At 46.9% G+C, this 14,007-nt stretch carries 8 protein-coding genes, 1 tRNA gene and 1 pseudogene; 4 read left to right on the top strand and 6 right to left on the bottom strand.

Annotated features, from left to right (window positions below):
* Positions 1-137: 137 nt before the first annotated feature.
* A tRNA-Trp gene (locus tag ACJB0T_RS13015) sits at positions 138-214 on the top strand.
* Positions 215-939: 725 nt separating this feature from the next.
* A pseudogene (gene ltrA / locus ACJB0T_RS13020) lies at positions 940-2,231 on the top strand (group II intron reverse transcriptase/maturase).
* A 65-nt stretch (positions 2,232-2,296) separates the two neighbouring features.
* On the opposite strand, the gene ACJB0T_RS13025 reads toward ltrA, so the two are convergent.
* Entirely contained in the window at positions 2,297-3,829 is a 1,533-nt protein-coding gene (locus tag ACJB0T_RS13025) for a phospholipase D family protein (RefSeq protein WP_479294647.1), read from the bottom strand.
* A 93-nt stretch (positions 3,830-3,922) separates the two neighbouring features.
* Positions 3,923-4,813, bottom strand: a complete 891-nt coding sequence (gene ilvY, locus ACJB0T_RS13030; protein ID WP_479294648.1) for an HTH-type transcriptional activator IlvY — start codon at positions 4,811-4,813, stop codon at positions 3,923-3,925.
* Positions 4,814-4,958: 145 nt separating this feature from the next.
* On the opposite strand from ilvY, the gene ilvC reads away from it, so the two are divergent.
* Positions 4,959-6,443 carry a ketol-acid reductoisomerase gene (gene ilvC / locus ACJB0T_RS13035; protein ID WP_479294650.1) on the top strand — a complete coding sequence of 495 codons (1,485 nt, stop codon included), beginning with the start codon at positions 4,959-4,961 and terminating at the stop codon, positions 6,441-6,443.
* Positions 6,444-6,561: 118 nt separating this feature from the next.
* Here ilvC and ubiK read toward each other — a convergent pair whose 3' ends face one another.
* The 4 genes from ubiK to ACJB0T_RS13055 all read right to left on the bottom strand — a co-directional run bounded on the left by ubiK (position 6,562) and on the right by ACJB0T_RS13055 (position 11,788).
* Entirely contained in the window at positions 6,562-6,813 is a 252-nt protein-coding gene (gene ubiK, locus ACJB0T_RS13040; protein ID WP_042477776.1) for a ubiquinone biosynthesis accessory factor UbiK, read from the bottom strand.
* A gap of 143 nt (positions 6,814-6,956) precedes the next feature.
* On the bottom strand, positions 6,957-10,073 hold the full coding sequence (locus tag ACJB0T_RS13045) for a multidrug efflux RND transporter permease subunit (RefSeq protein WP_479294652.1): 3,117 nt from the start codon (positions 10,071-10,073) through the stop codon (positions 6,957-6,959).
* An 11-nt stretch (positions 10,074-10,084) separates the two neighbouring features.
* On the bottom strand, positions 10,085-11,191 hold the full coding sequence (locus ACJB0T_RS13050; protein WP_479294654.1) for an efflux RND transporter periplasmic adaptor subunit: 1,107 nt from the start codon (positions 11,189-11,191) through the stop codon (positions 10,085-10,087).
* 18 nt (positions 11,192-11,209) lie between these two features.
* Positions 11,210-11,788 carry a TetR/AcrR family transcriptional regulator gene (locus ACJB0T_RS13055; protein WP_479294707.1) on the bottom strand — a complete coding sequence of 193 codons (579 nt, stop codon included), beginning with the start codon at positions 11,786-11,788 and terminating at the stop codon, positions 11,210-11,212.
* Positions 11,789-11,969: 181 nt separating this feature from the next.
* Between ACJB0T_RS13055 and rep the strand changes: the two genes are divergently transcribed.
* Positions 11,970-13,988 carry a DNA helicase Rep gene (gene rep, locus ACJB0T_RS13060; RefSeq protein WP_479294655.1) on the top strand — a complete coding sequence of 673 codons (2,019 nt, stop codon included), beginning with the start codon at positions 11,970-11,972 and terminating at the stop codon, positions 13,986-13,988.
* Positions 13,989-14,007: the final 19 nt, after the last annotated feature.

Here is a 14,007-nt window from a genome sequence, read left to right on the forward strand (position 1 = left end):
GCCTGTCACGCCGGGGGTCGCGGGTTCGAGTCCCGTCCACTCCGCCACTTATTAAAAAGCCTCGTCTAACGACGAGGCTTTTTTGAATCTAACGTGTTGATTTAAGCCATTAAATAGCATAGATTAGATAACACTTTAGGGGTGTAGCTCCAATTGGCAGAGCAGCGGATTCCAAATCCGCGTGTTGGGAGTTCGAATCTCTCCACCCCTGCCATATTCAAAGGCTCTGACTTAGGTCGGAGCCTTTTTCGTTTTTGCTTTTTCAAAGCAATGTGTTGGGAGCTGGGTCGCCAGCCCGGTCGAATCTCTGGAATGCCGGCCCAGTCCACCCCTGCCATATTTAAAGGCTCTGACTTCGGTCGGAGCCTTTTTTGTTTCGTGCGCCGAGCATGGCGTTGATCTAGGAGGTGAAAGTCCTCTACGGGCTCAGTCGAGCGGGAACCGTTAGCCTATGCAAGGGTGTTCACCGTGAGGTGAAATCTGAAGGAAGCAAATGGCAAAACTTGGTTGTGACGAACAGAAATCTGATAGTAGGTCACTACAACTTGGGCAACCTAGCGATAGATAGAATAGCCCAATGCCTCGACGGGAAGTGTGTAGTGATAAATCAGGCACGGCCAAGGGAAAGAGCAGCGTCTTACCTCGGGAGATCTTATGGTCTGTCTCGATAGAGACTAATGCAGCAGCGATGTTGTGTGATGGACAATAAGAAGTCAGCAGAAGGCATAGTACCTTAAGAATGTACAACTTAAGGGAAGGCCTGAACTGAATATATCAAGAAGCAGTCACTAGACACTCAATCATGTGGAGTCATAGCAAGATGAAAATCATCTCTACGTCCCAAGGGGCGATACCGCAAGTAAAGCTCATGGAAACGAAGAATGACAAGCATGGTCGGCGTAGATAGGAGGACGAGTCTTGGTGACCTCAACTGGGTTGATGGAACAAATCTGTTCCTCAACCAACTTGAATCAAGCTCTACGGAGAGTGAAGAAGAACAAGGGATGTGCAGGTGTCGACAAACTCGATATTGATGCAACCATCCTTAAACTTCGACAAGCTTCAAACGGGCAAGAGCTTCGCCAGAGTCTTCTGGATGGAAGCTACCAACCTCAGCCAGTCCTCGGTGTAGAAATACCCAAACCTAGCGGTGGTGTAAGGCAATTAGGTATCCCAACAGTGCTCGATAGAGTTGTCCAACAGGCAATCACCTCGGTACTTCAGATATTTATGAGCCCATATTCTCCAATAGTAGTTACGGATTTAGACCAAACCGCAGCGCCCATAATGCGCTAGCGGCTGCGAGTCGTTACATCCGAGAGGGGCGAGGTTATGTGGTGGATATAGACCTAGCGAAATACTTCGATACCGTCAATCACGATAGACTGATGTACAGATTGTCACAGGCTATCGCAGATAAACGAGTGTTGAAGCTCATTAGGTCATATCTACAGGCAGGCATAATGCGAAACGGGTTAGTTGAACAGAGACAACGAGGGACACCACAGGGTGGTCCACTATCTCCGTTACTCTCCAATATCGTATTAGATGAACTGGACAAAGAGCTAGAGCGTAGAGGGCATAAGTTCTGTCGATATGCAGACGACTGTCAAATCTATGTTCGTAGTGAGGAAGCCGCTCATCGGGTTAAAGAATCGATAACGGAGTTCTTGGAGCAGAGACTGAAACTCACGGTAAACCGAGAGAAAAGTGCAGCGACAAGAGTGACAGAGCGAAGTTACCTAAGCCACCGCTTCGGGATAGATGGAGTCATCCATATATCGAAGCCAGCGCAAACTCAACTGAAGAAGCGAGTGCGGCAAATAACGAAGCGAAACCGAGGTCGAAAGTTAGAGGTGGTAATCACTGAGTTAACTCAGTACCTAAGAGGTTGGCAACACTACTTCAAGCTTGCCATGCGGAAGAGTACGATGCAGGACTTGGACAAATGGATACGGCGACGGTTAAGATGCTACCGACTTAAGCAACGCAAACGCAGATACGGCATAGCGACATGGTTACAGCAACAAGGTGTAACGGAGCGCAATGCGTGGAAGCTAGCGATGTCAGACAAAGGTTGGTGGTGCTTGGCCTTCACGCCGCAAGTGAATCACGCTATGTCAATAAAATGGCTCGAGGAGTTGGGGTTGTACTCATTGCGAGATGGGTACGAATCACTAAAAGTATATTCGGAACCGCCGTATGCGACCCACGCTTGTACGGTGGTGTGAGAGGACGGAGGCCGTGAGGCCTCCTCCTACTCGATTGCTGTTTATTGCTGAACAGCGATACAGAGTTAGAGAATGTTCTTAGGCACGATGCGGTGCAGTTTCACTCCGACCCTTTTAGAGACGCTAACTTCTTTATCTGGATTAAAGTCTGTTGTTATCCTCCACGCGTTTTCAGGCTCCATTTCCACTTTCATAGCAGCTGATACATGCTCAGTGATCTTTGGTGAGTGGATAATAGCAAAGCTCTCTGTGTTCAAATGGGCGCTACGTGGGTCAAGATTGTAGGTACCAATAACGGTAATGGCATCGTCAATCGTCATGGTTTTAGCATGGAGACCAAAGATGGGTGTCGTTGGAAGTTTCTTGTACATGTGATCGGTCATTACTCTCTGCCTAACCTCTGCATCGGGTTTAAACTCATAAACCTCTACACCAGTCGCTAGTAGCTGCTTCCGGTTTCTCTGGTAGCCGCTAAATGCAGCTAAGTTATCATTGGAAGCTAGGCTATTGGTTAGGATCTTTATTGAAATGCCCTTCTCAACTAAACCGCGTAGAAACTCACGATCCTTTTTAGTTGTCACCAGATAGGGTGTTTGGATCATGATCGATGCTTGCGCGCTCTCAGCAAGAGCAATCAGCTTGTCGCGAGTGATGCTGCCCCCAGCTAAAAAGGTCTGACGATCGTTCTTTCCAGGCTCATCTGCGATGTATTCAACGTTATCAACAAACAAGAACTTGCCTTCTTTAGACAATGCCTGAAAGGTCTCTGGCACTTTATCTATCTCAGCCCTTATCTCAGGATGGAAATGTTTTGGGTTACAGGCATAGGAATGTAATCGCGAAAAGTCGGGGTTGCTGCCATAGGGATTGGATTTAAAGAGATCTTCTACAGATACACTGAGCGGACTACTCCAGTACAGCTCAAAGGATGTATCGATCTCTTCAACCGCTTTGCCTGCGAGAAACACATCTCTGTCACGGAAGTTATACTCGTGGTCGAAGCCGAAGTATTCGTCAGCGATATTTCTGCCCCCAGTAATGGCCACTTGATCATCGACTAAAAAGACCTTGTTGTGCATACGTTGGTTGATGCCGTGGAAATCGGTTAAAACCGTCGTCATTTTCTGCACAATGTTTTTGCCAATATTGGCGTTAGGGTTGTATATCTTTATCTCGAAGTTGTCATGAGCAGCCAACATGAGTAGCTCATCTCCCTTAGCATCGAGCATGATGTCATCCACTAGTACTCGAACTGTAACACCACGTTCAGCTGCTCTGACAAGATAGTCAGTGGCAATTAAACCGACGTTATCGACTGAGAAGATAAAGTATTGAATATCAATGGAAGTCTCTGCTCGATCGGTCAACCAAGCCCGAGACATCATCGCTTCTGTCCCTTGCTCCAAGACATAAACACCTGTGCTGCTATCCATTTCAGTCTCGAAAGGCTGAGTATAGTGAGATAGCGGTAATCGCTCTTTGTTGAGGAGTTCTGTGCAATAGTCCTTCTTAGACAAGGGCACACTGTCTGGAGCAGACGCACAACCAAATAGCATTATGGATGTACAGGCGAGAACCGTTTTTTTGAATGTGAGCATAAGACAATGAGCCTATTGAGCAGAAAACTAACCATATAGTATCGATAACTTGGGTAATAAAGTATCCCAACCGTGTCATCTCGTGGAGCCTTATTAAGGTTGAATATAGACCTTCTCAGCGACTTTCCAAAATGCGGACAGCAGTGGGTTATCGAGGTTTGAGCGTTTACATACCACCCCTAACTTGAAGGGTTTGATAGGCTCCAGTTTTAGACGCTGGATCTTGTCCCGAACCGGACTGTTGACGATAACGACCTCTGGTGCAATGCCCACGCCACACCCCAGTGCCACCATACTAACAATGGCTTCATGACCCGATACCTGTGCATAGATGTTGGGCTTAATGCGCATTTTTTTAAACCATAGATTGGCTCTTTCGCGAGCGGTACCCGCTTCTGGGACTATAAACGGGATCTTATTCCAGTCTGGCATGCCATCAGCAAGTTCAGAGCCAAAGCTGCTGACCCCTGCTGGCGCGATGACAGATAGAGGGATCTCACTGATGGTCTCAAATTCCAACCTTGCAGGAAGCAGCTCGGGCAAAGCGGAGATAGCAATATCGGTCTCATCATTCATAACCTTCTCTATTGCTTGCGCGGGATCGCCTGTTGAGAGCTCAAACTCGATGTAGGGATAGAGTAGCCTAAACTCTGCCAATAGTTCGGGCAGGTGGCTGTAACTTGCGGTTACGGAACAAAAAAGTCGTAACTTGCCGCGAAGTTCCTGCTCTCCATGTTGGCTGTCAGATTGAAACTGCTGCCACTCGCTCACGATGTTGACGGCGATAGGCAGTAATTTCTTGCCCGCTGGCGTCAACTCTACCGAGCGGTTATCACGCAAGAAGAGGCTTTGATGGGTGTCTTGCTCTAGCTTTTGAATCTGGCGACTCAGAGCAGACGCACTAACATGCATCGCTGTCGCGGTTTTACTGAAGCTTTTACTCTCACAAAGATGGATAAAAGCTTGAAGACTTTTAATATTCATAACACTAAAGATATCGGTAGTTGCATTAATTGCAATAACAAATTGTGAATATATCACTTTAAGCAATTGGGACTCTGTTTTAGTATGAAGTCATTCGATGATAAGCATCGACACTACGGACAGAATTCAACAGGAGAGCCCGACTATGGCTAACTATTTCAATACTCTTAACTTGCGTGAGCAATTAGACCAACTAGGTCGTTGTCGTTTTATGGATCGCTCTGAATTTGTTTCAGAAGCGGATTACCTAAAAGGTAAGAAAGTAGTCATTGTTGGTTGTGGTGCGCAAGGCCTAAACCAAGGCTTGAACATGCGCGATTCTGGTCTAGACGTGTCGTACGCACTTCGTCAGGCAGCGATCGATGAGCAGCGTCAATCGTTCAAAAATGCGAAAGACAACGGCTTCGTTGTTGGTAGCTATGAAGACCTAATCCCTCAAGCTGACCTAGTGGTTAACCTAACTCCGGACAAACAGCACACTAACGTGGTAGAGACGGTAATGCCGCTAATGAAAGAAGGCGCATCGCTAGGTTACTCTCACGGCTTCAACATCGTTGAAGAAGGTATGCAAATCCGTAAAGACCTAACGGTTGTAATGGTTGCACCTAAGTGTCCAGGGACTGAGGTTCGTGAAGAATACAAGCGTGGCTTTGGTGTTCCGACTCTTATCGCAGTTCACCCAGAGAACGATCCTCAAGGTGATGGCCTTGAAATTGCGAAAGCATGGGCAGCAGCAACAGGTGGCCACCGTGCCGGTGTTCTAGAGTCTTCATTCGTTGCTGAAGTTAAGTCTGACCTAATGGGTGAGCAAACGATTCTTTGTGGCATGCTACAAGCAGGTTCAATCGTATGTTACGAGAAGATGATTGCTGACGGCATCGACCCAAGCTACGCAGGTAAGCTACTTCAGTTCGGTTGGGAAACCATCACAGAAGCACTGAAATTCGGCGGCATCACGCACATGATGGATCGTCTATCTAACCCTGCGAAAGTGAAAGCGTTTGACCTATCTGAAGAGCTAAAAGACCTAATGCGTCCGCTTTACAACAAGCACATGGATGACATTATCCAAGGTGAGTTCTCTAGCACTATGATGGCTGACTGGGCAAATGACGACGTGAACCTTCTAGGCTGGCGCGCAGAGACGGCTGAAACAGCATTTGAAAACTACCCATCTTCTGATGTAGAAATTTCTGAGCAAGAGTACTTCGACAACGGTATCTTAATGGTGGCTATGGTTCGTGCGGGTGTTGAGCTAGCATTCGAAGCAATGACAGCATCAGGCATCATTGATGAGTCTGCATACTACGAGTCTCTACATGAGCTACCATTGATTGCAAACACGATTGCACGTAAGCGCCTATACGAAATGAACGTTGTAATCTCTGACACAGCAGAATACGGTAACTACCTATTCGCGAACGTAGCAACACCATTGCTTCGTGAGAAGTTCATGCCATCAGTAGGTACTGACGTAATCGGTAAAGGTCTAGGTGAGACATCTAACCAAGTAGATAACGGCAAACTAATCGAAGTAAACGACGTTATCCGCAACCACCCTGTTGAGTACATCGGTGAAGAGCTACGTGGCTACATGACAGACATGAAGCGCATCGCTGTAGGCGGCTAAGCCGACCCAAAATTAGATAAAAGTAAACACAACATAGTAAAAGGGGCTACCAATCGGTAGCCCCTTTCTTTTGTCTGTGTCATTCGAGCCTAATGCTCGGATGGCAGCGAACCAATGGTTACTTGTCGGCTAGCTTTTGTTCTAGCTCAGCAAGCTTTTGCTCCATTTCTGTTAGCTTTTGACGAGTACGAAGCAGTACTTGAGTTTGCACGTCAAACTCCTCACGGCTAACCACATCAAGCTTATTCAATTGGCCTTGAATCACTTGACGTACTTTCTGATCAACATCCGCACCAAGCTCTTTCACGGGTTGTGGCATAGAGTCGTGAATCTGCTTAGCAATCTGTTCAAGTTTCTTTGGGTCAAACATGTCTGGTAACTCCTTAAGTAATCCCACTATTCTATGTAATCCACTGGGCAATGTCGTTATTTAGCGTAATAAAAAAGGCCACAATGTGGCCTTTTTCTAAGTAACGCTGTTTTTAACTCACAACGTAGAATCACATTAACTGTTTATACGCGATTCTCTTTGCATGCAGCTGAAGCTTCGTCAACTCGAGCAATTTTCTCTAAGTCTTTGTCTTCGACAAACACAGGTAGTGGCTTATGACGCTCTGCCAAGTAAGTGTAGATAACTGGCAGTACAAACAGCGTAAACAGCGTACCAATCGCCAGACCAGCAACGATTACGATACCGATACTAAAGCGCTGAGCTGCACCCGCACCTGATGCGTACATCAGTGGGATAAGACCTGCGATCATCGCCGCCGTTGTCATTAGGATTGGGCGAAGACGTACTTTCGCCGCTTCCATGACCGCTTCCATCTTGCTCTTCTTATGCAGAAGCTGCTCTTCTTTCGCAACCTCACAGATAAGGATACCGTGCTTGGTAATCAGACCAACTAGGGTAATCAAACCAACCTGCGAGTAGATGTTCATAGTCGCTGCGCCCCAAGCTAGAGCAATCAAGGCGCCACAAATCGCTAGCGGTACCGAGACCATGATAACGAATGGGTCTTTAATCGACTCAAACTGGATAGCCAGTACTAAGAAGATGATTGCCAGCGCCAAACCAAATGTTGCGTACAGTGCGCTACCTTCGGTCACATACTGGCGTGCTTCACCCATATAGTCATGGTTATAGCCGCTTGGTAGTTTGGTTTCTGCCGTTGACTCAAACCAAGCAATCGCATCACCCATCGCTACGCCTGGTGACGGAACAGCTCCAACGGTTGCAGAGTTTAGCTGGTTGAAGTGCGGTAGCGAGCGAGGCTCAGCGACTACATCAATGCTAATTAAGCTACCAAGTGGAATAGCTTGACCATCATCAGAGCGAACAAAGTACATGTTCATAGACTCTGGATTTAGACGATACTTACGCTCAACTTGTGGGATAACCTCGTATGAACGGCCATTGAGGTCGATACGGTTTACGTAACCATCGGCCATCATAGTACCTAGAGTAATACCGATATCCTGCATGGTTACACCATAAGCGCCAGCCATGTCTTTATCGATATTGATCTTCATCGTTGCTGAGTCGTAGTTCAGATCTAGGGTCGAATACACAAACTGAGCATTCTTCTGCACATCTCCCCAGATGTCGGTCGCGATGGTAAACAAGCTTTCAAAGCTGTTTGGTGTCGTGATAACAAACTGGATAGGCAGACCTGAACCTGCACCTGGAAGTTCCGGCATCTGGAATGCTGTTACTGCCATTCCCGGTACATCTGCAACCAGACCACCTACACGGTTGGCAACTTCTGCTTGGCTCGCTTCACGCTGACTCCATGGCACCATAGACGCAATACCAAACGCTTGGTTTGAGTTAGGAACACCAGTAAACACCTGTGCAAACGCCACTTCAGGTTGGTCGCTCAGGATTTTGTTCACATCATTCATAGTGTTTTGTAGATAGTCTAGGTTCGCATTCGACGGACCCGTACCCATCAACATCACTACACCTTTATCTTCCGATGGTGCCAGTTCACTTGGAATGAACTTGAACAGCATAGGGAGAGAGGCAAACACGATGATCGCAAAGCCGATAATAACCGGACGGTGCTGCATCACTGCTGTGAGCATTTTCTCGTAGCGAGCCGTCATGCGGTCAAGAACATGATGCACTTTTTCCTCGAAACGGTTTGGTGTCTCGTTGGCTTTAAGTAGCTTGGAACACATCATTGGCGACAACGTCAATGCGATGATACCGGAGACAAATACCGAACCCGCGAGCGTCAGAGCAAACTCTTTAAACAGTGAGCCCGTGATACCACCCATCAAAGCAATCGGTGCATATACCGCACCTAGAGTTAGTGTCATCGCGATAACCGGTACCGCAATTTCACGCGTACCAATGATGGCTGCACGGAACGGTGATTCACCCAGTTTGATGTGACGGTCAACGTTTTCAAGTACAACGATCGCATCATCTACTACCAGACCGATAGCCAATACCATCGCCAGTAGCGTCATCAGGTTCCATGAGAAGCCAATCGCCTGCATCACCATTGCTACACCAATTAGGGATAGCGGAATAGTAACGATAGGGATCAGTACTGCACGGAATGAACCCAAGAACAGAGTGATAACCACAAGTACGATTAATGCCGCTTCAAGGATGGTTTTGATAACCTCTTGAATCGATTCGTTGATCGCAACTGTCGAGTCATACATCACGTTCATTTTGATGTTACTTGGTAGGTTCTTCTCAAGCTGAGGAAGAAGTTCAAGCACATCGGCTGCAATGTTGATCGGGTTAGCACTCGGTGCCGCATTGATCGCTGCTACTACGGCTTCTTGGCCGTTCGCACTTGCGCGGTATACATCATGACTCTTTTCAAGCGTCACTTTCGCGATATCACCTAAGCGAATTACTTGGCCGTCACTTGAGCTTACAACTAGATTCTTTAGCTCTTCGGTGTTCGATACCTGAGTATCGGCACTGCCGTTATACAGAACGAACTCACCTGTTGCTTGACCCGTTGCAGACTGATAGTTGTTAGCATTCAGAACGTTCATCACGTCCGCTGCCGTCATCTTGAGTGCGGCCATTTTCAGTGGGTCTAGCCATACGCGTAGTGCGTATTTCATACCACCGTACATATCCACTTTCGATACGCCGTTAACGGTAAATAGCTGCGGGTTGATTACACGCTCTAGGTAGTCAGTGATTTGACTCGACGCCAACTCATCACTGGTAAAGCCGATATAAAGTACCGCGGTTGTCGAACCCGTCGACATAGTTACCGTAGGGTCTTCAGATTCTTTAGGAAGCTGAGAGCGAACCGAGTTGGTCTTTGCCAGAATATCTGACAGCGCCGCATTCGGATCCGTATTGAGCTTCATGTTTACCGTAATAGTTGACTTACCAAGCACCGATTGCGATGTCATGTAGTCGATGTTGTCGGCTTGTGCCACCGCCTGTTCTAAGGGCTGAGTAATAAAGCCCTGAACCAAGTCGGCACTCGCGCCATAGTAGCTGGTTGTGACGGTCACAACCGTATTCGTCATTTCTGGGTATTCACGAACCTGCATCTTGAATACTGCTTGTAAACCAAGCAAAGCAATCAAAAAGCTGATCGATACCGCAAGAACAGGACGTTTTATGAAAATATCAGTAAAACGCATTTTGCCTCCAGTTACAGCATCGGTGTCTCAGCAGGTGGAACCGTCGCGTTGCTTTCCACTACCTTAACTTTCACGTCGTTACTTAGACGTACTTGACCAGAGGTCACGATGACATCGTCTGGGCTCACACCTTCAAGAATGTGTGCGATGTCGCCAGTACGTTCACCAACTTTTACGACTTGCTGCTTAACGCGCTTCTCGCCATCAACGTCCGTTACGACATACACGTTGTCGCCGTATAACGTAAACGTGATTGCGGTTTGCGGTAGCGTTACTTGATTCTCTAGCTTAGGCAGAATGATGTTCGCACGAGCGAACATGCCGCTACGCAGTTTGCCATCGTTATTTGGAATATCCGCTTGAACTTGGATTAGACCGCTTTGGATGCTAACAGCAGGTTCAATGGCAGAGATAGAACCTTTAAATGGTTGGTTTGGATACGCATCAACAAAGATGTCGACATCCTGACCAATAGAAATGCGCGAGAAATCGGTTTGAGGAACCGTGAAGCGCAGCTTCATTAGGCTAGTGTCTTCAAGACGAACGATGTCATCACTTGGTTGTAGATATTGACCAAGGAATACGTTACGGATACCAACCACACCAGAAAACGGCGCTTTGATCTCACGGCGGTCGATCTGAGCTTTCAAGCTTTCGATATCCGCAGATAGTGAGAAGTAGTTAGCTCCAGCATCATCGTACGCTTCACGAGAAATCGAGCCTTTTTTGTACAGGCCTTGATAACGTTCGTATTTGGCTTTTGCTGCTGGCAGGCGTGCTTGTGAACTCTTGAGGTTGGCTTTTTCTACGTCTGAATCCAGAGATACAAGAAGTTGATCTTTTTCAACCATTGAGCCCGATGCAAACGAGATATTGCTGATCACGCCGCTGGTTTCTGAAGTCAGTGTCACGCCTTGGTTAGGTTCTACGAAACCGATGGCTTCGATAACTGGTACCCAATCCACAGGTTTAACGGTGGTCACGGTGACTGGAAACTCAGGCTCCGGGCGGTTAGCTAAATACTCAGCAATTTTCTGTTGCTTGAACAGGTTGAAACCTATCACACTGCCGAACAGCAGTATTGCGATAAGTAGCATGAAAAATGTCCACTTTTTCATTCTAACGAGAACTCCACATTAGTGTTTTATAATTGCGTCCCAACTGGCTTCTATCGCCGATTCCAGCGCGTTTTCATCCAGTTGATATAGGCCTAGAGCATGCTTGCGAGCAAGTGATATGCTTGCTTCTAAGCTTAGTCCAGACAGAATTTCATTATCGAGATTTTTGAAAATCCCTTGTTTCTTTCCTTCTGTGAATAGGTTATCCACTTGGGCAAACATTTTTCGTTCCTGTTCCCGAGCTTCATAACTATTTTTTGAAGGAATCGAATCGTATTGAACGCGAGTCTTTAACGAGTCGATATTGGACGCTGCTATGCGCCATATGTTGAGCCACATGGTGCGATACTGCTCCTTGAGCGGTTTATCCGCATCTACGCCTTCTTGCACGGCATCTGCCATGCGCGAAACAACAAACTGTCGCAGCTCTTCCAAAAGATGGTCCTTATCATCGAAGTAACGATAAATTGTGCCAGCTGCGACACCTGCCTTATTGGCGAGTTTTTGCATCGACACACCCTGTATCCCAACTTCGGCGACCATTTTTTGCGCCGCTTCTAGGATTTGCAGTCGTTTGTCGTTGGTATTGATTGCCATCATTAGCCATCCGCTTATTAGTGAATGAACGTTCATTCATTATAAAACAATCTGGGCATATTTGTGCAACTTATTTTTTAACCTTCTTTTGTAAAGGTTAAAAAAATCTACGGGACATGGCATTGTCTGCATTCGCAGTCTATTATGTGCGCGTTACAAAACTTCACTAGTGAGCACTTCAATGAAGCTAAATCCGCAGCAAGATATGGCGGTTAAATACGTCTCTGGTCCATGTCTGGTTCTTGCCGGCGCAGGGTCAGGCAAAACCCGCGTGATTACTAATAAGATAGCCTACCTAGTACAAAACTGTGGGTATAAGGCGAGAAATATCGCTGCGGTGACGTTTACCAATAAAGCTGCGCGAGAAATGAAAGAGCGCGTAGGGCAAACCTTAGGAAAGCATGAATCTAAAGGTTTGATGGTGTCGACGTTTCATACCATGGGGCTGAATATTATTCGCCGTGAGTACAAAGCGCTGGGCTTGAAAGCAGGCTTCTCTCTGTTTGACGATCAGGATCAGATGGCTTTGCTCAAAGAGCTGACAGAAAAGCAGCTTGATGGCGATAAAGATCTACTTCGCTCACTACTTAGCTCTATTTCAAACTGGAAAAACGACATGCTCACTCCAGCGCAGGTCAAAGGCAGCGCGCGATCTGAGCAAGAGCAGCTCTTTGCTTATTGTTTTGAGATGTACCAAATCCAGATGAAAGCTTACAACGCGCTCGATTTTGATGATCTGATTGCGTTACCGGTGATCCTACTTAAAACCAATCAAGAGGTGCGCGAGCGCTGGCAAAAACGTATACAGTATTTGCTGGTGGACGAATACCAAGACACCAACACCAGTCAGTATGAGCTGGTTAAATTGCTTGTTGGCGAACGGGCTCGCTTTACCGTGGTAGGTGATGACGACCAGTCGATCTACTCATGGCGTGGTGCTAAGCCTCAGAATTTGGTACTTCTTAATAAGGATTTCCCAAACCTTAAAGCTGTGATGCTCGAGCAGAACTATCGCTCCACAAGCCGAATTCTGCGCGCCGCGAATATCTTGATTGCCAATAACCCACACGTATTTGAGAAGTCTCTATTCTCAGAGATCCCTGATGGTGAAAAGCTCAAGGTACTGAAAGCCAAGAATGAAGAGCATGAGGCAGAGCGCGTCACTGGCGAACTCATTGCACACCGCTTTGTTAATCGCACCGACTATCGTGATTATGCCGTCTTATATAGAGGTAACCATCAATCGCGTTTGATTGAAAAGGCGCTGATGCAAAACCGAGTGCCTTATAAGATTTCTGGTGGCACCTCGTTTTTTGCTCGTGCGGAAATCAAAGACATCATGGCTTACCTACGTGTGTTGGTGAACCCGGATGATGACAATGCATTCTTGCGTATCGTTAATACGCCGCGCCGAGAAATTGGACCGGCGACGTTAGAGAAGCTGGGTAGCTACGCCAATATGCGTGGCAAGAGTTTGTTCGAAGCCAGTTTTGAGTTAGGGCTAGAGCAGCACCTCACTGGCCGAGGTCTTGAGAACCTGCGTCGCTTTACCCAATGGATCGTAACCATTGGCGACAATGCCGAGCGTGGAAACACAGTAGAAGCTGTTCGTGCCCTAGTTCGTGATATTAATTACGAAGACTGGCTCTACGAGACTTCATCAAGCGCAAAAGCAGCAGAAATGCGTATGAAGAACGTGTCTGATCTCTATTCTTGGATTGTCGCAGACCTAGAGGGTGACAATTACGATAAAGAAGAGAAGACACTGAAAGAAGTGGTTCAGCGTCTTACTCTGCGTGACATGATGGAGCGTGGTGAAGAAGAAGATGACAGCGACGCCGTTCAACTTATGACACTGCATGCTTCCAAGGGCTTGGAATTCCCTTATGTCTATTTGATTGGCTCAGAAGAGGGGATTTTGCCTCATCAAACCAGTATTGATGAAGACAATGTCGAAGAAGAACGCCGCCTGATGTACGTGGGTATCACGCGAGCACAAAAAGAGCTGACATTTACTATCTGTAAAGAGCGCCGTCAGTTTGGCGAACTCATCAAGCCCGAGCATAGTCGCTTCCTTGATGAACTCCCATTTGATGATGTCGACTGGGAGCAATCTAAAAAGCCAGTCTCTGCAGAAGAGCGGATGCAAAAAGGCCAAGCGCATATCGCCAATATTCGCGCGATGTTCAATAAGAAGTAACGACAATTTGCACTCTATA

The sequence above is a fragment of the Vibrio sp. CB1-5 genome (assembly GCF_059412285.1).

Coding starts and splice junctions, on each gene's coding strand:
- ACJB0T_RS13055 (WP_479294707.1), bottom strand. CDS start 11,788: ATGGCAATCAATACCAACGACAAACGACTGCAAATCCTAGAAGCGGCG.
- ilvY (WP_479294648.1), bottom strand. CDS start 4,813: ATGAATATTAAAAGTCTTCAAGCTTTTATCCATCTTTGTGAGAGTAAA.
- ACJB0T_RS13050 (WP_479294654.1), bottom strand. CDS start 11,191: ATGAAAAAGTGGACATTTTTCATGCTACTTATCGCAATACTGCTGTTC.
- ubiK (WP_042477776.1), bottom strand. CDS start 6,813: ATGTTTGACCCAAAGAAACTTGAACAGATTGCTAAGCAGATTCACGAC.
- ACJB0T_RS13025 (WP_479294647.1), bottom strand. CDS start 3,829: ATGCTCACATTCAAAAAAACGGTTCTCGCCTGTACATCCATAATGCTA.
- rep (WP_479294655.1), top strand. CDS start 11,970: ATGAAGCTAAATCCGCAGCAAGATATGGCGGTTAAATACGTCTCTGGT.
- ilvC (WP_479294650.1), top strand. CDS start 4,959: ATGGCTAACTATTTCAATACTCTTAACTTGCGTGAGCAATTAGACCAA.
- ACJB0T_RS13045 (WP_479294652.1), bottom strand. CDS start 10,073: ATGCGTTTTACTGATATTTTCATAAAACGTCCTGTTCTTGCGGTATCG.